This window comes from Paraburkholderia aromaticivorans (assembly GCF_012689525.1).
GTDB lineage: Bacteria > Pseudomonadota > Gammaproteobacteria > Burkholderiales > Burkholderiaceae > Paraburkholderia > Paraburkholderia aromaticivorans_A.
Genome location: NZ_CP051515.1, coordinates 50,411 through 70,268 on the forward strand (window position 1 = coordinate 50,411; position 19,858 = coordinate 70,268).

The 19,858-nt window shown below is 62.7% G+C and carries 19 protein-coding genes; 14 read left to right on the plus strand and 5 right to left on the minus strand.

Going from position 1 to position 19,858, the window contains the following annotated elements; translation table 11 throughout:
• Window positions 1-31 precede the first annotated feature (31 nt).
• Window positions 32-1,105 (minus strand): porin, encoded by a 1,074-nt coding sequence (locus tag HF916_RS12005; protein ID WP_168789179.1) that lies wholly within the window; start codon window positions 1,103-1,105, stop codon window positions 32-34.
• Window positions 1,106-1,546: 441 nt separating this feature from the next.
• Here HF916_RS12005 and HF916_RS12010 point away from each other — a divergent pair, with 441 nt between their 5' ends.
• From HF916_RS12010 to HF916_RS12075, 14 genes are read left to right on the plus strand one after another with little or no spacing between them, the layout of a single operon-like run.
• On the plus strand, window positions 1,547-1,861 hold the full coding sequence (locus tag HF916_RS12010) for a non-heme iron oxygenase ferredoxin subunit (RefSeq protein ID WP_168789180.1): 315 nt from the start codon (window positions 1,547-1,549) through the stop codon (window positions 1,859-1,861).
• Window position 1,862: 1 nt separating this feature from the next.
• A complete protein-coding gene (locus tag HF916_RS12015) occupies window positions 1,863-2,174 on the plus strand; it encodes a recombinase-like helix-turn-helix domain-containing protein (protein ID WP_168789181.1) in 312 nt (103 codons plus the stop codon).
• Between the two features lie 48 nt (window positions 2,175-2,222).
• A complete protein-coding gene (locus HF916_RS12020; RefSeq protein WP_168789182.1) occupies window positions 2,223-3,317 on the plus strand; it encodes an aromatic ring-hydroxylating oxygenase subunit alpha in 1,095 nt (364 codons plus the stop codon).
• Complete coding sequence (locus HF916_RS12025) at window positions 3,310-4,077, plus strand: SDR family oxidoreductase (RefSeq protein ID WP_168789183.1); 768 nt, start codon at window positions 3,310-3,312, stop codon at window positions 4,075-4,077. The genes HF916_RS12020 and HF916_RS12025 overlap by 8 nt, the downstream gene beginning before the upstream one ends.
• Window positions 4,078-4,103: 26 nt before the next feature.
• A complete protein-coding gene (locus tag HF916_RS12030) occupies window positions 4,104-4,631 on the plus strand; it encodes a cupin domain-containing protein (protein WP_168789184.1) in 528 nt (175 codons plus the stop codon).
• A 45-nt stretch (window positions 4,632-4,676) separates the two neighbouring features.
• Complete coding sequence (locus tag HF916_RS12035) at window positions 4,677-5,567, plus strand: alpha/beta fold hydrolase (protein WP_168789185.1); 891 nt, start codon at window positions 4,677-4,679, stop codon at window positions 5,565-5,567.
• On the plus strand, window positions 5,568-6,452 hold the full coding sequence (locus HF916_RS12040) for an IclR family transcriptional regulator (RefSeq protein WP_206001871.1): 885 nt from the start codon (window positions 5,568-5,570) through the stop codon (window positions 6,450-6,452).
• Entirely contained in the window at window positions 6,452-7,249 is a 798-nt protein-coding gene (locus HF916_RS12045) for an SDR family oxidoreductase (protein ID WP_168789186.1), read from the plus strand. Before HF916_RS12040 ends, HF916_RS12045 begins: the two co-directional genes overlap by 1 nt.
• Complete coding sequence (locus HF916_RS12050; protein ID WP_168789187.1) at window positions 7,242-8,900, plus strand: thiamine pyrophosphate-binding protein; 1,659 nt, start codon at window positions 7,242-7,244, stop codon at window positions 8,898-8,900. The genes HF916_RS12045 and HF916_RS12050 overlap by 8 nt, the downstream gene beginning before the upstream one ends.
• Complete coding sequence (locus HF916_RS12055) at window positions 8,893-9,723, plus strand: aspartate dehydrogenase (RefSeq protein WP_168789188.1); 831 nt, start codon at window positions 8,893-8,895, stop codon at window positions 9,721-9,723. Before HF916_RS12050 ends, HF916_RS12055 begins: the two co-directional genes overlap by 8 nt.
• Before the next feature lie 39 nt (window positions 9,724-9,762).
• Window positions 9,763-11,253 carry an aldehyde dehydrogenase gene (locus HF916_RS12060; protein WP_168791973.1) on the plus strand — a complete coding sequence of 497 codons (1,491 nt, stop codon included), beginning with the start codon at window positions 9,763-9,765 and terminating at the stop codon, window positions 11,251-11,253.
• Window positions 11,254-11,279: 26 nt separating this feature from the next.
• Entirely contained in the window at window positions 11,280-12,245 is a 966-nt protein-coding gene (locus HF916_RS12065; RefSeq protein WP_168789189.1) for a VOC family protein, read from the plus strand.
• Complete coding sequence (locus HF916_RS12070; RefSeq protein ID WP_168789190.1) at window positions 12,238-13,503, plus strand: NAD(P)/FAD-dependent oxidoreductase; 1,266 nt, start codon at window positions 12,238-12,240, stop codon at window positions 13,501-13,503. Before HF916_RS12065 ends, HF916_RS12070 begins: the two co-directional genes overlap by 8 nt.
• A gap of 25 nt (window positions 13,504-13,528) precedes the next feature.
• On the plus strand, window positions 13,529-14,932 hold the full coding sequence (locus HF916_RS12075) for an MFS transporter (RefSeq protein WP_168789191.1): 1,404 nt from the start codon (window positions 13,529-13,531) through the stop codon (window positions 14,930-14,932).
• Between the two features lie 107 nt (window positions 14,933-15,039).
• Here HF916_RS12075 and HF916_RS12080 read toward each other — a convergent pair whose 3' ends face one another.
• The 4 genes from HF916_RS12080 to HF916_RS12095 form a co-directional block, all read right to left on the minus strand.
• Window positions 15,040-16,764: a J domain-containing protein gene (locus HF916_RS12080; protein ID WP_168789192.1), complete on the minus strand. Its 1,725-nt coding sequence runs from the start codon at window positions 16,762-16,764 to the stop codon at window positions 15,040-15,042.
• A gap of 6 nt (window positions 16,765-16,770) precedes the next feature.
• Window positions 16,771-18,480, minus strand: a complete 1,710-nt coding sequence (locus HF916_RS12085) for a molecular chaperone HscC (protein ID WP_168789193.1) — start codon at window positions 18,478-18,480, stop codon at window positions 16,771-16,773.
• A gap of 281 nt (window positions 18,481-18,761) precedes the next feature.
• Window positions 18,762-19,223, minus strand: coding sequence for a GNAT family N-acetyltransferase (locus HF916_RS12090; RefSeq protein WP_168789194.1), 462 nt, complete (start codon window positions 19,221-19,223; stop codon window positions 18,762-18,764).
• A gap of 63 nt (window positions 19,224-19,286) precedes the next feature.
• Complete coding sequence (locus HF916_RS12095) at window positions 19,287-19,823, minus strand: hypothetical protein (protein WP_168789195.1); 537 nt, start codon at window positions 19,821-19,823, stop codon at window positions 19,287-19,289.
• Window positions 19,824-19,858 lie beyond the last annotated feature (35 nt).

The following is a 19,858-nucleotide window of genomic DNA, read 5'->3' on the forward strand; positions in this document are numbered from 1 at the left end:
AGCCGCTTCAGATCACAGTCTCATAAGCGCATCAGAACGAGTGATGGATGCCAGTCAGAATGATCGTCTGGTTCCGTCCACTCGACACACCCGCCGTGAAGAACGCCGCATCCGTGTTCGAACCGGCGCGTTCATACAGCGCGTTCACGTACAACTGCGTCGACTTCGACAGCGCGTAGATATCGCCGATCTCGAACTGGGTCCAGCGATGCCCCGCCAACGTCGTCGTCGCGGCGCCGCCGGCCACGGTGTTAAACGGCGTGAACTGGTAATTCGCGCCGACGTCGTAGCTCTGATAGGTATTCGAGTGGGAACCCGACTCGAGCTTCACGCGCGTGTACAAACCGTGCACCAGCAGCTTGCCGAACTGGTATGAGGCGCCCGCGCCCATGTTCTCCACCTTGTCCGCGGTGTAAGTGGCCGCGGCCACGCCCTGGAAGTTGGTGATGCCCGTCGTGACGATCGACGGCGTGCGGTCATGTTCGTTCGCATACGTCGCACCGGCCTTGAACGGACCGTTCGCATAGCTAAGCGCAAAGCTCAGTGTCTTGCCGGTCGAGAAGTTGGTCGTGTTGCCGAGACCCATCATCGCGCCGACCTGGAAGCCGCTGAAACTCGCCGAGCGGAATTTCACCGAATTGTCGAACGGCACCACGCCTGTATCGGCGAGTTCGTCGATATTGCCCGGGTGAAACGCGTACCAACTCGCCGCCAGATAAGCCGTGCTCAGCGGACCCAACACGTCGAAGCTGAACGGCGTCTGATGACCGAGCGTCACCGTGCCGATCGTGTCCGAGCTCAGTCCGACAAACGCCTGGCGATTGAACAGCACGCCGGCTTTCGCGAACGCGCCGGTGTTCGTGTAGAAACCGTTTTCCAACTGGAAAATCGTCTTCAGGCCGCCGCCCAGATCTTCCACGCCCTTCAGGCCCCAGCGGTCAGGCTGCATGTTGCCTTGTTCTTCCATCCACTTCGAATGGCCGCCTACATTGCTGATATATGCGACACCGGCATCCAGGCTGCCGTATAGCGTCACACTGCTCTGCGCCCATGCGCCTGTCGTTGCGCAGATTGCCGTCAAGCCGGCTGCAATGATGTGCTTCACCGTTGGTTCTCCTGATCACACGACGGATAGCTTTCGCCAGATTCGTCGTCCCTGATCCTTGCTTTGGGTTGAATGCAGCTCTGGGGTTTATTCGCCAAAACTGCTACGCTTTATGTTCCACCTATGGGCGTTTGTATCGCCTATGGAAAATTATAGTGAGTCTGGAGGTGTTCAAAATAAATTTTCGGACCCCGTACAAACCCGTACAAGGGCTGTCGGATTCATCTGAAAATATGGCCAAAACCTAATCCCCGCAAGGCTCGGCGAGCATCGCAGCTGTTCATTCCCGTTCCCGCGACGTTGTCTTGCGAGCGCCACACTCGGTGTTTTCCCCTACCAGTCCAGATTTTTATTTTCTCTAGTCAAAGTCGCTCCTATAATTATCCATACACGAACTGATGTTCCTTGTATGGAACATAAAGCTTCAGGAGAAGGCGAGAAATGACTGAACAATGGCGCTGCGCCGGCCATGCCGGCGACCTGTCCGATGACGCGCCGCTCGAGTTCAAGCTCGACGGCACCGAGATCGGCATCTACAAAGTGGGCGATGCGCTGTACGCGCTGGAAAACGTCTGCCCCCATGCGTTCGCGTTGCTGACGCAGGGCTTTGTCGACGGCGACACCGTCGAGTGCCCGCTGCACGAAGCCGTGTTCCATATCCCGACCGGCAAATGCTTGAAAGAGCCCGGTGGCCGCGACCTGAAGATGTACTCGGTGCGCCTCGCCGGTGAAGAAATCCAGATCAAGGTGGAATGACATGCGAGAGCAAATCGTGAACTTCAATCCTCTCCTGAAGCCGTGGCTCGCGCCGCAGCCAAACAACGTCGCCGGCAAGGGCGTGATCGAAAAGCCGGGCGAGAGCGAAAACTTCATCTGGCAAACGCGTAAGGCTGAGCCGACCCAATACGAGAACGACTTCGGCGATGCGCTCGAAAAAGTCTTCGAAGCGGGCGCGATGGAGTTGCAGGAAGTGGTCGACGGTTTGAACCGCGTCGGCTTCCGCACCCCGGAAGGCAGCATGTGGAACGCCGACCGCCTCGCCGCCGAATTCCGCCTGCTCGCCGAATAAGCGCGCTTTCCCGAACACGTTCATCGCATTCGTATCCGGAGTCTCTTCATGACGTCCCCCAATACAAATCAAGGCGCGGCCGATCCGATCCAGTCCTATCTGGACAAAGGCCTGCGTAACTACTGGTATCCCGTTGCACCGAGCTGGCAAGTCGGCGACGCGCCGGTCGGCATCACGCGTCTCGGCGATCAGATCGTGCTGTGGCGCGACAAGGAAGGCAAAGTCCGCGCGCTCGAAGACCGCTGCCCGCACCGTGGCGCGCGTCTGTCGCTCGGCTGGAATCTCGGCGGCAGCGTCGCTTGCTGGTATCACGGCATTGAAATCGACGGCAGCGGTGAGGTCACCAAAGTGCCGGCCGTGTCGAACTGTCCGCTGGAAGGCCAGAAGTGCGTGAAGTCGTATCCGGTCGAAGAACATGCCGGCGCGATCTTCCTGTGGTTCGGCGACGACGCGCATAAGGAACCCACGCCGCTTCAATTGCCGGAAGAGTTGGTTGGCGAGGAATACGCGAGCTTTCTGTGCATGTCGCACTGGAAGTGCAATTACCAGTACGCGATCGACAACGTGATGGACCCGATGCACGGCGCCTATCTGCACGCGACGTCGCACTCGATGGCCGAAGGCGACAAGCAGGCCGACATGCGCGTGCGCAAGACCGAAACCGGTCTGATGTTCGAAAAGGTCGGCCAGCGTGACGTGAATTTCGACTGGGTGGAACTCGGCGAAACCGGCACGCTGTGGATGCGCCTCGCGATTCCGTACAAGAAGAAGTTCGGCCCGGGTGGCAACTTCGGGATCATCGGCTTTGCCACGCCAGTCGACGGCGACAACTGCCAGGTTTACTTCTGGCGCACTCGCAAAGTGTCGGGCTGGCAACGCGACGCATGGCGCTTCCTGTACCGCAATCGCCTGGAAGGTCTGCATTGGGCCGTGCTGGAGCAAGACCGCTACGTGCTGGAAAGCATGGCGCCGAATGCGCGCGCGCACGAGTTCCTCTATCAGCACGACGTCGGCATGACGCGCGTGCGCCGCATGTTGCGTCAGCGTGCGCAGCAGGACTTCGCCGCACTCGAAGCGCATCGCGCTGAAGTTGCGAAAGCAGGTGCCGCGCAAACGGCGGAAGCGGGCCACAGCCATGCATAACGACGCGTCCGCAGCGCTCAACGGCCGGCGCGTCCTCGTGACGGGCGGCGCGCGTGGTCTCGGCGCGGCATTCGTCCGCTCGCTGGTGCTGGCCGGTGCGCGCGTCGTGTTCGGCGATGTGCTGCACGAAGAAGGCCGTGCGCTCGCAGCGTCGCTCGCCGAGCAAGGTCATGCAGTCAGATACGTGCCGCTCGATCTCGCCGATCCCGCCAGCATCAAGCAGTTCGCGGAACAAGGCGCGGCGCAACTCGGCGGTCTCGACGCACTGATCAACAACGCGGCGATCACCAACTCCGGCGGCAAGTTCGCCGACGAGTTGTCTGTCGATACGTGGGACGCCGTGATGAACGTCAACGTGCGCGGCACCTGGCTGATGAGCACCGCCGCGCTGCCGTATCTGCGCGACTCGGGTCGCGGCAGCATCGTCAACATTGCGTCGGACACGGCGATGTGGGGCGCGCCGAAGCTGCTCGCCTATGTCGCCAGCAAGGGCGCGGTGATCTCGATGACCCGCTCGCTGGCGCGTGAATTCGGCGTGCATCAGGTGACGGTCAACGCGATCGCGCCGGGACTGACCGAAGTCGAGGCGACCGCCTACGTGCCCGCCGAGCGTCACGAGTATTACCTGCAAGGCCGCGCGCTGACGCGCGCACAAGTGCCCGAGGACGTCACCGGGCCGGTGCTGTTCCTGTTATCCGATGCCGCTCGCTTCGTGACCGGCCAACTGCTGCCGGTCAACGGCGGCTTCGTGATGAATTGATCTTGTCGAATCGAAAGGAGAAAGAGATGGCGGACGCCGATATCGAACGCAAATCGTGGGATCAACCCGCGGACACGAGCTTTGCCCAATGGCTGGACAGCCGCGTCGCGCGCCTGGAAACGCGTCGCTATGACTGGGACGCGCTGAAGTTCCAGGCCGATTACGACCCGAAGTATCGCCGCGCGCAAATGCGCTATGTCGGCACGGGCGGCACGGGCGTCGCGAAGGACATGAACACGGTGCCCGCAGGCGGTTTCACGTTTTCGACGATGGTGATTCCGGCCGGCAACATCGGCCCGAGCCATATTCATAGGGATGTCGAAGAAATTTTCTTCGTGCTGCGCGGCAAGATGAAAGTGATCTGCGAGAAAGACGGCGAAACGTGGGAAGCCGTGTTGGGCGAACGTGATCTGATTTCGGTGCCGCCGGGCGTGTATCGCACGGAAGTGAATATCGGTGAAGAAGACGCGTTGATGTGCGTGATGCTCGGTTCGCCGAAGCCCGTTACGCCGACGTATCCGCCGGATTCGCCGCTGGCCGCGCTCAAGCGCTAGCCCTTCAAACGCTACCGCAGTTTTAAAACACCCGCGAAGGAAATCATGTCCGCAGTCCCGTCCGTTACCGCCGATCAGCACGCCACGCTCGAAGCCCGCCTCGCGCGCTTTCCTGCGCAGCAGATCGGGCTGGCCTCGCAACGCGCGGTGAGCTATCGCGAAGTGGATAGCGCCGACAGCAGCGCGCTGCCGCTCGTGTTGCTGCACGGTATCGGTTCGGGCGCGGCGTCGTGGGTGCAGCAGTTCGAAGGACTCGGCGCGACGCGCCGCGTGCTGGCGTGGGATGCGCCGGGTTATGGCGCATCCACGCCGGTCGCGGCCGAATCGCCCGCTGCCGCCGATTACGCGACCGTGCTGAAGGAATGGCTCGACGCGCTCGGCATCGAACGCTGCGTGCTGCTCGGCCATTCGCTCGGCGCGGTTGTTGCCGGCGCGTTTGCCGTGACGCATCCGCAGCGTGTGGCTGGTTTGCTGCTGTTGTCGCCGGCTGGTGGCTACGGCGCGGCATCGGCTGATGTGCGCAACACGAAGCGCGATCAGCGTCTCGCGATGCTCAACGAACTCGGCCCGCAAGGCCTCGCTGAAAAACGCAGCACCAACATGCTGTCCGCTCACGCGAGCGACGAAGCGCGCGCATGGGTGCGCTGGAACATGTCGCGCGTGATCCCGCTCGGCTATGCGCAGGCCACGCATCTGCTCGCCAACGCCGATCTCGCCGGCGACCTTGCGCGCTTTAAAGGCCGCATCAACGTGGCCGTCGGCGCCGACGACACCATTACGACGCCCGAAGCCTGCGAGCGACTCGCACGGGCCGCGGGCACCCAACTGCAGGTCGTGCCGCGCGCGGGCCACGCCGGCTATATCGAAGCACCCGCCGCGTACACCGCGATCATCGACACGTTCTGTCGCACGAGCGACGGACCACGGAGCCAATGAATGACGCCCGACACGATTAGCGCCGAGCGCGACGCGGACGAAGACCGCAACGGCACCACCGGCGACACCGCCTATCGGGTGCCGGGTCTCGAACGCGGTCTGAAGATTCTCACGGAGTTCTCGCCACGCGAGCCGGTTCTCGGCGCACCGGAATTATCCAGGCGCCTGAAGATTCCTCGCACGACGGTGTTCCGTCTGTTGCAAACGCTCGAATCGCTCGGCTTTCTGGAGCGTGCCGACAAGGACCGCAACTATCGCCTCGGCGTCGCGGTGCTGCGGCTCGGTTTCGAATATCTGAGCTCGCTCGAATTGACCGACCTCGGTTTGCCGATCATCGAGGCGCTGCGTAACGAAACGGGACTCACCAGCCACATCGTGATCCGCGATGGACGTGACGTCGTGTTCGTCGCCAAGGCACAAAGCCATGCGCCGATTTTCAGCTCGGTGAAGGTCAACGTGGGCACGCGTCTGCCGGCTTATGCCACGACGCACGGCCAGGTGCTGATGGGCGACCTCACGCTCGACGAGTTGAAGAAGCTGTATCCCGAACCGGAACTCGAACGCTTCACGAAGCAGACGCCCGTGACCGTCGACGACCTGTACGAACGGATTTGCGACGACGCGCGGCGCGGTTTCGCGATCAGCGAGTCGTCGTTCGAGCGCGGCATTTCGGTGGTGAGCGTACCGGTGCGTAACGACACGGGCCGCATCGTCGCCGTCATCACGACGACGATTCCGCGCCACGAGATCGACGCGTCGCTGCTCGACAGCGGCCTGATCGACAAGGTACGCCGCGCGGCCGACGAACTTTCGCAGCGGCTCAACTATCGGCCGAAGGCTGGCGCGAAGTCGGGCAGCAATTACATGAAGGCATTGGGGCTCTGATGATCCAAATCGATTTGACCGGACAGGTAGCGGTGGTGACGGGCGGTTCGTCCGGCATCGGCCTCGCGACTGCCGAACTGTTTCTGCGGGCGGGCGCCTCGGTCGCGATCTGCGGCCGCGACACCGAACGTCTCGCGCAAGCGGAAGCCGCGCTGAAGACGCAGTTTGCAAACGCGCAACTGCTGGCGCGCCGCTGCGACGTGCTCGACGCCGACGACGTGAAGGCGTTCGCGGAAGCGGTGCAGACGCGTTTTGGCCGCACGGACATGCTGGTGAATAACGCAGGCCAAGGCCGCGTGTCGACTTTCGCCGACACCACCGACGACGCCTGGCGCGAAGAACTCGACCTGAAGTACTTCAGCGTGATTCGCCCGACCCGCGCGTTTCTGCCGATGCTGCGCGACGCTTCCAATCCGGCGATTGTGTGCGTCAACTCGCTGCTGGCGCTGCAACCCGAGCCGCACATGGTGGCCACTTCATCAGCGCGCGCCGGCGTGCAGAACCTGCTCAAGTCGCTCGCGGTGGAACTCGCGCCGCAGCGCATCCGCGTCAATTCGATTCTGATCGGCATCGTCGAATCGGGTCAATGGCGCCGCCGTTACGCGAAGGAAGCGCAGCCGGGCCAGAGCTGGGAAGACTGGACCGCCGAGCTGGCGCGCAAGAAAAACATTCCGCTAGGCCGCTTCGGTCGCCCCGAAGAAGCCGCTCAAGCGCTCTTTTATCTGGCTACGACGCTGTCGTCCTATACGACGGGCAGTCATATCGATGTTTCTGGAGGCGTTGCACGACATGTCTAACAAAACCACCGTTGGCGAACTGATCGCCGCCTTTCTCGAGCAATGCGGCGTTCAAACCGCATTCGGCGTGATCTCGATCCACAACATGCCGATTCTCGACGCGATCCACAATCGCGGCAAGATCCGCTACGTCGGCGCGCGCGGCGAAGCCGGCGCGGTCAACATGGCCGATGGTCTCGCGCGTGTCTCCGGCGGCCTCGGCGTCGCGTTCACCAGCACGGGCACCGCGGCGGGCAACGCAGCGGGCGCGATGGTCGAAGCATTGACCGCCGGCACCGCGCTGCTGCACGTCACCGGCCAGATCGAAACCGAATACCTCGATCAGGACCTCGCGTATATCCACGAAGCGCCGGATCAACTGTCGATGCTGTCGTCGATCTCGAAGGCGGCGTTCCGCGTGCGTTCGGTTGAAACCGCACTGCCGACGATCCGCGAAGCCGTGCGCGTCGCGCAGACGGCGCCGAGCGGTCCGGTGAGCGTCGAGATTCCGATCGACATTCAGGCCGCCGAAATCGAATGGCCCGCCGATCTGGCCGCGCCGCACATCACGACGCTCACGCATTGCAAGCAGCGCGTCGCGCAGCTCGCCGATTCGCTGGCCACGGCCAAGCGTCCGCTGTTGTGGCTGGGCGGCGGCACGCGTCACGCGACGAAGGCAGTCGAGCGTCTGGTGGCGCTGGGCTTCGGCGTCGTGACCAGCGTGCAAGGCCGTGGCGTGCTGCCGGAAGATCATCCGGCGACGCTCGGCGCGTTCAACGTGCATGCAGCGGTCGAGAGCTTCTACAAGACGTGTGACGCGCTGGTGGTGGTCGGTTCGCGTCTGCGTGGCAATGAAACGCTGAAGTACAAGCTCGCGTTGCCGCAACCGCTGTATCGCATCGACGCCGACGCGCTCGCGGACAACCGCGGTTACCGCAACGAGATGTTCATTCACGGCGATGCATCTTCGGTACTCGAAGAACTTGCAACGCTGCTCGAAGGCCGTCTGAAAGTTGATCCGACGTTCACGCAAGATCTGGCTGCCGCACGCGAAAGCGCCGTCGCCGATGTGGGCAAGGGCCTCGGTCCGTACAAGCGTCTCGTCGATGCATTGCAAGGAGCCGTAGGCCGCGACTACAACTGGGTGCGCGACGTCACGATCTCGAACAGCACGTGGGGCAACCGCATGCTGAAGATTTTCTCGCCGCGTGCGGGTGTTCATGCGCTCGGCGGCGGCATCGGCCAAGGCATGCAGATGGGCATCGGCGCGGCGCTGGCGGGTAGCGCGGCGAAGACCGTGTGCCTCGTCGGCGACGGCGGTCTGATGGTCAACGTCGGCGAACTCGCGACGGCCGTGCAGGAAAACGCCAACGTGATGATCGTGCTGATGAACGACCAGTGCTACGGCGTGATCCGCAACATTCAGGACGCGCAATACGGCGGCCGCCGCTGCTACGTCGATCTGCATCAGCCGGATTTCGCGCAGTTCTGCGAGAGCCTCAAGCTCACGCACTACCGCATCAAATCGCTCGATCAGGCCGACGCGATCATCCGCGAAGGTATGGCGAAGACGGGCCCGGTGCTGGTCGAAGTGGACATGCTGTCGGTCGGCTCGTTCGCGACCGCGTTCGCCGGCCCGCCGGTCAAGGAACAGGAGCCGGAACATGCGTGACGCGGGCTACGCGGGGCATCACGCACCCGTCGACGTCGCGATGATCGGCTTCGGCGCGATCGGCCAGGCAGTGTATCGCTCGGTCGCCGCCGATCCGACCGTGCGCGTGTCGCACGTGATCGTGCCGGAGCGCCACATGGCTTCGGTGCGTGAAGTAGTGGGCGACTCGGTGGATGTCGTGGCCTCCGTGTCCGCCTTGAGCAGCCAGCCGCATTTCGCGCTGGAATGCGCGGGCCATAGCGCGCTGGTCGATCACGTGGTGCCGTTGCTGAAGGCCGGCACGGACTGCGCGGTCGCGTCGATCGGTGCGCTGTCCGACATGCTGCTGTTGGACGCACTGTCCGCCGCCGCCGATGAAGGCGACGCCACGTTGACGCTGCTCTCCGGCGCGATCGGTGGTGTGGATGCGCTGGCCGCGGCCAAGCTCGGCGGTCTCGACGAAGTGCTGTACACCGGCCGCAAGCCGCCCACGGGATGGCTCGGCACGCCGGCGGAGCAGTTCTGCGATCTGCACACGCTGAACGAAGAGACGGTGATCTTCGAAGGCAGCGCGCGCGAAGCGGCGCGGCTCTATCCGAAGAACGCCAACGTGGCCGCGACGATCGCGCTGGCCGGACTCGGTCTGGACCACACCACGGTTCGACTGATCGCCGACCCGAACGTGACGCGCAACGTGCACCGCATCGTGGCGCGTGGCGCATTCGGTGAGATGTCGCTCGAAATGTGCGGCAAGCCGCTGCCGGATAACCCTAAGACGTCCGCGCTGACCGCGTATAGCGCGATGCGTGCGCTACGCAATCGCGCGGCGCGCTGCGTGATTTAAGCCCCAGTTGATTAGCTGAAGCAAACCGGAATGACCGACATGACTCACTTCGATACCAGCCTCGTGCCCAACGGCGATATTTTCATCGGCGGCGAATGGCGGCAAGGGCGTGGCAACCCGTACACAAGCCTGTATCCGGCGGATCAGTCGGTCAACATGGAAATCTCGACGGCCAATGCCGACGACGCCCGCGACGCCGTGGAAGCCGCGGACATCGCATGGCGCCGCGCGGACTGGTCGGGTTTGAAGCCGCATCAACGCGCGCTGATTCTGTACCGCATTGCCGATCTGATCATGGCGCGCCACGAAGCGCTCGCGCAATTGCAGCGCCGCGACAACGGCAAGCCGATTAGCGAAACGCGCGTTTTGGTGGCGAGCGCTGCGAACACGTTCCGTTATTTCGCCGCCTGCCTCGAAACGCTCGACGAAGAAGTCACGCCCTCGCGCGGCGACTATCTGACGATGAGCATCTACGAGCCGATCGGCGTGATCGCCGCGATTACGCCGTGGAATTCGCCGATTGCTTCCGACGCGCAGAAGCTCGCGCCGGCACTCGCGGGCGGTAACGCGGTCGTGTTGAAACCGGCAGAAGTGACGCCGTTGGTCTCGCTGGCATTGGCTCGGATCTGCGAGGAAACCGGCGTACCGAAGGGCGTGATCAGCGTGCTGCCGGGCAAGGGCTCGGTGATCGGCGACGTGTTGGTGCGTCATCCGCTGGTGAAGAAGGTGTCGTTCACGGGCGGTACCGAAGTGGGCCGCGGCATCGCGCGCATCGCGGCGGACAAGCTGATGCCGGTCTCGTTAGAACTCGGCGGCAAATCGCCGACCATCGTTTTCGACGACGCCGATCTCGATCACGCGGTCAACGGCGTGCTGTACGGCATCTTCAGTTCGTCGGGCGAAGCGTGCATCGCGGGTTCGCGCCTGTTCGTACAACGCTCGATTTACGAAGCGTTCATGAAGCGTCTCGCGGAAGGCGCGCGCAAATTGCGTGTCGGCGATCCGACGCGTTCCGAAACGCAAATGGGTCCGCTGATTACGGCGGCGCATCGCGAAACCGTTGAGCGCTATGTCGCGCTCGGCCTCGAAGAAGGCGGCCGTCTGCTGTGCGGCGGCGAACGCCCGGTTGGCGATGGCCGCGAGGCAGGCACCTACTTCCAGCCGACGATTCTCGAAGGCCTGACCAACGACGCCCGCATCTGCCAGGAAGAAATCTTCGGCCCGGTGCTGGTGGCAATGCCGTTCGATGACGAAGCCTCGCTCCTCAAAGAAGCGAACAACAGCGTGTTCGGCCTCGCCGCCGGCATCTGGACGCGCGACTACAAGCGCGCCTACCGGATCGCCCGCGCACTTGAAGCCGGCACCATCTGGATCAACACCTACAAGCTGTTCTCGATCGCGACGCCGTTCAGCGGCTGGAAAGAGAGCGGCATGGGACGCGAGAAAGGCCGGCTCGGCATCCGCGAATACATGCAACAGAAAAGCCTCTACTGGGGCTTGAACGACGCGCCGCTGGCGTGGGCGAACTAATCCGCAAGATACGCAAGAGGCACGTTATGACGATTCTCGGCATTGAACAGATTATTTACGGCGTGACGGATCTGGCCACCTGTCGCCGCTTTTTCGCGGACTGGGGCTTGAAGGAAGTCGCGCACGACGAAACCCAGGCGCGTTTCGAAACGCTGAACGGCTGCACGATTCTTTTAACGAACGCAGACGATGCTTCGTTGCCGCCGGCATTCGAAGAAGGCCCGACGCTGCGCGAAGTGACGTGGGGCGTCGCAACCAAAGCCGAACTCGACGAACTGCGCGGCCGCTTCGCTGGTCAGCCGGGCCATTTCGAAACCGACGACGCCGTCGGCTGTATCGACCCGAACGGCATGGCGATTCGCGTGGAAGTGACCCGCAAGCGCGCGCTCGACATTCACGGTTCGCCGTCGAATGTGTGGGGCCAGACGCTGCGCGTCGATCAGCCTTCGCCGATTTACGAACGCGCCGAACCGGTCGAAGTGGGCCACGTGGTGTTCTTCACGAACCGTCTCGCCGAACAGGAAAAGTTCTATCAAGAGCTGCTCGGCTTCGAAATGTCGGACCGTTATCCGGGCCGTGGCGCGTTCATGCGCTGCGCGCCGCACGGCGGCCATCACGACATTTTCCTGCTAGCGCTGCCCAACGGTAAGCGCGGCCTGAACCACGTCGCGTTCACCGTGCGCGATATCCACGAAGTGTTCGGCGGCGGCATGCATATCAGCCGCTGCGGTTGGGATACGCAACTCGGGCCGGGGCGTCATCCGGTGTCGTCGGCTTACTTCTGGTACTTCCAGAACCCGGCAGGCGGCCTGATCGAGTACTACGCCGACGAAGATCAACTCACGCCCGAATGGCAGCCGCGCGATTTCGAACCGGGTCCGACGGTGTTCGCCGAATGGGCGATCGACGGCGGCATCGACGGCAATACGCGGCGTCAGAAAAACGCGAAGGCGCCGGAAGACAAGTTCATGACGGAGCGGAAAAATGACTGATGCTGCTGCTGCAAAGGCGCAAGCCGCCCATGCCGGACTGGAAGCACCGCGCACGATCGTTGTGATCGGCGGCGGCCAGGCGGCCGGTTGGGTCGTGAAGACCTTGCGCAAGGAAGGCTTCGACGGCCGTCTCGTGATGATCGCCGACGAAGTCCATCTGCCGTACGAACGGCCGCCGTTGTCGAAAGCGGTGCTGGCGGGCGAAGCGGATATCGACACCGTGCGGCTCGTGAAGCCCGACGACTTCGAGGCGCTGAACGTCGAAGCATGGCAGCCGGATTGCGCGACTTCGATCGATCGCGAACAGCGCATCGTGCGCACGCAATCGGGCCGAGAAGTGCAGTATGACCGACTGGTGATCGCCACCGGCGGCGCGGCGCGCAAGCTGCCGGAGTCGCTCGTAAAGACCTCGCACATCGCTTACCTGCGTACGCTCGACGAAGCCGTCGCTTTGGGTGAGCGGCTGCGCGCCAGTAAGCGCGTGCTGGTGGTGGGCGGCGGCTGGATCGGTCTCGAAGTCGCGGCCACGGCGCGCAAGCTCGGCGTCGAGGCCACGGTGGTGGAAGGTGCGCCGCGTCTGTGCGCCCGTTCGCTGCCGCCGATGGTGTCCGGCTTCCTGCTCGACCTGCATCGCGCGAACGGCGTGGACGTGCGTTTGAACGCTTCGCTCGTGTCGCTCGCAGATCATCCGAACGACGGCAATCGCATTCGCGCCACGTTCGCGGACGGCTCGACGCTCGACGCCGATTTCGCGGTGGCCGGCATCGGTCTCACGCCGCACACGGCGTTGGCGGAAGCCGCTGGCGTGAAGGTGGAAGACGGCATCGTGGTCGATCATTTCGGCGCCACCGACGACCCGCGCATTTTCGCGTGCGGCGACGTCGCCAATCATCCGAGCGCGTGGCTCAAGCGGCGCGTGCGGCTCGAATCGTGGGCCAATGCGCAGAACCAGGCGATTGCCGCCGCGAAAGCATTGCTCGGCACCTTCGAACCGTATGCGGACATTCCGTGGTTCTGGTCCGATCAGTACGACGTGAATCTGCAGATTCTCGGCGACATTCCAGGCGATGCACAACTCGCCGTACGCGGCGATTTGCCCGGCAAACGCGCCACGCTGTTCCATCTGGAAGACAGCGCGATTCGCGGCGTGATCGCCATCAATACGCCGCGCGAACTGAAACTGTCGCGCAAATGGATGAACCAAGGCCGGACCATCGACCTTGCCACCCTGACCGACGCTTCAACGGCACTTGCCTAACCACATCTACGGACGGCACAACGGCATGAGAACCATCGACAACACCATGGGGGACCGCAGCAGCGCCGGTGTCTCAGGCCCTGTGACCCGGGGCTCGATCATCGCGCGTCTGGAGCGTTTGCCCAAGAATGCGATGCAGGTGCGCGCGCGTATTCTGATCGGTCTCGCGACGTTCTTCGACGGCTTCGACGTGATCGCGATCGCGGCCACGTTGCCGATCCTGATCGCAAAGTGGCATCTGACGCCGTGGGAAATCGGCTTTCTGATCGGTTCCGGTTCGGTCGGTCAACTGATCGGCGCGTTCGTTTTTCCGTGGTATGCGGAGCGCAAGGGGCGTGTGAAAGCGATCGCGCTGAGCTCGGGGATCATCGGCATCACCAGCATTGCGTGCGGTTTTGCGCCCACATTTGCAGCGTTTGTTGTGCTGCGCGTGATTCAGGGGCTCGGGCTCGGCGGCGAATTGCCGGTGGCCGCGACGTACATCAACGAGATCAGCCGTGCGCATGGACGTGGCCGTTTCGTGCTGCTGTATGAAATCGTTTTCCCGGTTGGACTGCTCGCCTCGAATGCGCTGGGTGCGTGGATCGTGCCGCGTTTCGGCTGGCAAGTCATGTACTTTATCGGCGGCATGCCGTTGATTCTGTTCTTCGTGCTGCGCAAGCTCGTGCCGGAATCGCCGCGCTGGCTCGCCGAACGTGAGCGGATGGCCGATGCGGACGTTGCAGTGCATGTGTTCGAACGCGCGGTTAAAGGTCCGCTTCCGCCGGTGACACAATCGGCTGAATTCGAGGCGATGGCCAATCGTCATCCGAAGCGCCGCATGGCCGACCTGTTCGGTCCCGCGTATCTGAAGCGCACGCTGGCCGTGGCCATGTTGTGGATCACGTGCGGCTTCATTCAATACGGTCTTTCGACGTGGCTGCCGACGATTTACCGCACGATTTACCACGCGCCGCTGCAACTCGCGTTGAATCTGGCGGTGGCCGCTTCGGTGCTCGGCGTGGTGGGTTCGCTCACTTGCGCGTTGCTGGTCGACAAGGTGGGGCGTAAGCCGATCATCAATTTTTCGTTTGTTGCGTGTGCGATTTCATTGCTGCTGGCGGGTGTGTTCCACGATTCGTCGGTGTATGTCGTGGCGACGTGCTGCGCGTTCTCGCTGGGCTTCCTGGCGTGCGGGTTCATCACGGCTTACGTGTACACGCCGGAGCTTTATCCGACGAGTATCCGCGCAATGGGTTGCGGCGTCGGCGGCGCGTGGCTGAAGGTGGCGGCGATCTTCGCGCCGGCTATCGTGTCGAAGACGATGATCGGCGGCAATTTGCAGGTTGCGTTTTATATCCTCGCGGTCGTCCCGTTTCTTGCGGCGGTGGCGGTGCACTTTCTTGGTATTGAAACCAAAGGCAAGGTGCTGGAGCAACTGGAGGCTTGAGGTTTTTTGTCGGTCGAGTTTTGGTGGGCGGTTGATGTTGAAGTACCGCGATAGCAGGAAGACGAAGGGCGCACTGGGTGGTGCGCCCTTTCGTTTTGTGGGGATGCTTACCGCATGGCTTGTCGCGCTTCGCGCCGTTGCTTGATCCCATCAATAACCCAGATACTCATCAGCCCCGCACTCACACAGGCGATGATGTCCGGCTTGTAAATCGCCAGCGCCATCCACACGAGGTTCGCATACCCGCGGAAAAACACCGGTATCGCATTGCGCAAATCGTTCCAACGCGTCGTCGCCAGCACGCCGCCCGCCGCCGACATCACCGCAAACAACGCCCACGCGAACTGCGTCGCACGCGCTTCGCGCTGCAACAGCAACACGATCAACGCTACGAATCCAGCGAACCACAAAGGCACGCAAGCCCAAAACAACCGCGGCCGACGCGCGATCCATCCGCGCCATTCCGCCTGCGAAAACGAGAAGAAGAACGCAAACAGCACACCGTGCGCGTAAGGCATCAGCCACGCATGCGAATCCGTGGCGATCCAGTGGCCCGCAAAACCCAACGCCGTCGCGCTGAACGCAGCCAGTATCGCGAGCCCCTTAATGGGCGGCCAGCCGTGAATCAACGCGGCCCAGATCGTACAGACGCCTAGTGTGGCCATCGCGATCGATGTCGAATGACCGCTGCCGTCCTCACACAGTGCAACGGTGGTCGCGCCAAGCCAAACGGGAATCCAGCCATAACGCAGCCAGCCGATCGAGCGCAACGCTCGCAGTCGATGTTGCTGCGGCTCGGACAGCAGCACGGTCGTGGCGGCGACCGTCATCAGCGCGAGCATCAACGTCGACAGAAAAATGCCCAACTGAGCGGGCGACCACTGATCGAACCACCTGTTGCTATTGGGGTTCAGCGACGCGTTGGCGAACAGCAAACCGCACCACGCGTTCAACGCGAGTGCCGGACCAAACAGGCGGCCCGCGCCGACGCGGAATTTGAGGCAACGTCCCCAGAAATCGACTTTCTCGGCATCGAGCCGCAGCCGTACGACATTCGGATGGTAGCGGCCAAGGGCGGTCAACAGTTGCTCCATCTCGGCGCGCAAACCGGCACGAAGCAGTGCTCGCGCGCCGGTCGCCATTTGCGGCAACGGACCTTCGAGCAATGCCATCGCGTTCGTGAAGCGCAGACGCAGCGCGTTGTAGTCTTCGTCGGCGAACACGCGGTTCAAGGCGAGCGTGGCGATGGCCGCGTTGCGTCGCCGCAGATGCGTCGAGTTGTCCCGCCAGCCGAGGACCGCGCTCAGGTTCATCCGCAGCGTGGCAGGCGTGTCCTCGTTCAGACAATGACACAGCGCCTGCCATTCGAGTTCGTCGCGTGTCGGAATGTTGACGACGGCGGCGAACAGATCCTGCAGCGAACGGCGCGATGCGAGGTCGTCCGTTTGCGCGATGAAGTTCTGCCAGAGTTGGACGGCGGTTTCAAAGGCGTCGGGTTCGCGGACGGTGGCCTCGACGTCCGAACTGTTGACCCTAACGCGGGACGTCGCCGGCACGATTGCCGGCTCCCGCGTGATTCCGATCAAAATCGCGGGTTCAGCGCCAGAGGCGTTCGCGGTCGGCTCCGCAACTGCTCCCTTCGAGACCGCGCCGCTCGCCATCTGCAACGCGGATTCATACGCGTACCGCAGACGCTGAAATGCCTCAGCATCTTCATCCGGACGTTGTTGTTTCAACAGCCGTGCATAAGCGCGACGCACCGCGCGCTCGTCGGCACTCGACTCGATGCCGAGCACGTCCCAAGGCCATTGATTGTTCGAGATCGTATTCATGGCCGGTCAGTAAGTCACATGCACGTCGAAGCGATCCAGCAGCGCGCTCAGTTCGCCGCGCGCCTGCGCGATTTCATCGGTATTCTGGCGCTCGATCAATGCCTGGAAGCGAGCGATATGCGCGGCCAGATATTGCCGATGATCGCCGAGTGTTTCTTCATAGACACGGTCGGCGCGCGTCAACAGCGTCCGGTTCTCGAGTTGATCGCGTGGGTGAATCTTCAGCGCACTCAACGCCGCGAGACGCTGGCGGATTTCTTCCGGCGTCATTACGCCGGGGTTTTCTTCGATCACCATCGCGCGCTTCACGCCGCCCGGGAATGCAGTGGCTTCGACTTCCAGAACGCCGTTGATGTCGTAGGTGAAACGCACATCCGCGCCAGCTTCGCCCGCCGCTTTGAGCGGTACTTCCAGCGTGAATTCACCGAGCGCGACGTTGTCCGTGGTCAAACGCGCTTCGCCCTGAAACACCTTGATGCTGAGCATCTGCTGACGGTCGCGCACCGTGAAAATGCGCTGCATGCGGCTCACCGGCACGATCGTGTTGCGCTCAATGATCGGCAGAAAGTGACCGGGCACGAACTGAGCCGGGCCGACCTGCATGGCCGTGTCGATGCCGAGGCTATAGGGCGCGACATCGGTCAACACCATTTCGTCGAGCCCGGCATCGCGTCCAACGAGTCCGGCCTGTACCGCAGCGCCGAGCGCGACCACTTCGTCGGGGTTCAGATGTCCGGCGGGCAGGCGGCCGAACATCTTCGAGACCAGCTTGCGGACCATCGGCATACGCGAGGCACCGCCGACGAGGATGATCTCGTCGAGCGCGGCGACGGCGATCTTCGAATCGCGCAATGCGCGTTCCACCGGTTTGCGCAGCCGTTGCAGCAGATGCTCGCAGGTGCGCTCCGCGGTGGCCGCGTCGAGTTCGAGCGCGTGCGCGTGGTCGCCGATCATGAGTTCGAGCGTGACGCTGTCGACGCCGTTCTGCGTGAGCTGACGTTTCGCGCGTTCGGCCTGCTGATGCAGCCGTTGCGCGGCAACCGGCGTGAGCGATTGGACCTTGAGACCGTTGCGCTGGCAGAACAATTCGACCAATGCTTCGGTGAAGTCTTCGCCGCCCAGAAAATTGTCGCCGGTGCTCGCGCGCACTTCCATCACGCCTTCGAAGAAGTCGAGCACGGAGACGTCGAAGGTGCCGCCGCCCAGATCGAAGATCAGAAACTTGCGCTCGCTATCGCGTTGATGCACGCCGTACGCGAGCGAGGCCGCGGTCGGTTCGTTGACGAGACGCAGTACATTCAGGCCGGCGAGTTCGCCGGCGATGCGCGTGGCTTTGCGTTGCGCGTCGCTGAAATAGGCCGGTACGGCGATCACGGCGTCGCTGACCGTTGCGCCGAGAAAGGCTTCGGCATCGGCCTTCAACGACTTGAGCACCAGCGAGGACAACTCTTCGGGACGCAGCATTTGCGTGCCGAGCGACACGGTGCGGCTCGTGCCCATATAGCGTTTGAAGTTGGCGGCGGTGCGCTCGGGATGCGTATGCAAACGGTCATGAGCGGGGCGGCCGACGAGGATCGAGCCATCGCCGTCGATAGAGACGCACGAGGGCGTGAGTGTTTCGCCTAACGCGTTCGGGATGAGCACGGCATGGTTGTCGCGCCAGATTGCCGCGAGACTATGCGTGGTTCCAAGATCGATGCCGATGATCGAAGGCATGTACAGTTTCCGATTCGTTTGCGCCCCTCCATGAGGAGATCGCCCAAGGTTTCGCCGATGAACCGCGTGGAGCCGGGTGTAGCTCCGTCCAATGGCGATAACGGCAGACCGCACGCAAACTTGAGCGGCGCGGGTCTGGAAGGTGGCGAGAATCGGACTGGACAATGCGCGGCGCATGGCGGCCGCGCGATCGGTCGGACATAAATGTGCGGTGTGCCGCGCAGGGCGCGCGGCACGGCGCGACGCGCTGAAAGCACGCTACGCGAGCCCGCCACGCGGCATCACAGCGCTTTGCGATACACCACGAAGCCCGAGCGGTCCGCGACCTTGTCGTACAGCTTCATCGCCGTCTGATTCGTTTCGTGCGTTTGCCAGTAAACGCGTTGCGAACCATCGGCTTTGGCGCGCGCATACACCGCTTCGATCAACGCGCGGCCGACGCCTTTGCCGCGCTCGCTGTCGAGTGTGTACAGGTCTTGCAGATAGCAGATCGGTCCTTTCATCGTCGTGTGACGGTGATACAGGAAGTGTACGAGGCCGAGCAACTCGCCGTTGCGTTCGGCGACCATGGCATGCATCGGCTCGTAGCCATCGAAGAAACGTTCCCACGTGATTTGCGTGATCTCGCGCGGCAACGCGGTTTCGCCCGAGCGGCCATAGAACGCGTTGTAGGCGTCCCACAGCGGCAGCCAGGCATCGAAGTCGCCGGGGACGACGGCGCGGATCTGAATCGAATCGGACATGTGCGGTTCCTTGTTGAGTGAAGACTGCCAATCCGTCAGCATAGGAAATTTGACGCACCATTGTTAGCTCCACGAGGCGGCCGGAATTTGGAGCCACGAGTTGGACGATGGGCTGTTGATGTCGAAGTCGAGCGCGCCTTGGGTGGGCGCAAGCTCAGATAATCGAATGACAAGGGCAATATGAGGAAGCTGGTGACGTGTGCGGCTGTGGTGTCCCTGAGCGAGTGCGCCGCCACTCCACCTGGTGCGGGCGCGGCGGAGGTGCCGCCTGGTCGCGCGATGGCGTATCAAAAGAAGCCGCAAGGCGGGGACTATGGCACCGTGCTCATCACGAGCGATAGCTCGTTCTTCGGTGCAGGTAATGTCGCGACGGTGAGCATCGATCGCTAACCGGTGGTCGAGGTGTGAAGTAGTGAGCGCGTGAAGCTCTATGTGCCATCCGGTGAACACATATTCAGCGCAAAGATGCCGATGCTGCCGCGCAAGGATGTTGAAGCGATCATCAATCCGGGTGTGACGCGCTACTACCGGCTCGCGGTTCACTCTTCGGGCGGCATCGATATTGATCCGACGTTGCTGGAGGAGCGAGAGGAAATACAAGATGGCATACGCGTTATATTCAGCGCTTTCCTAGC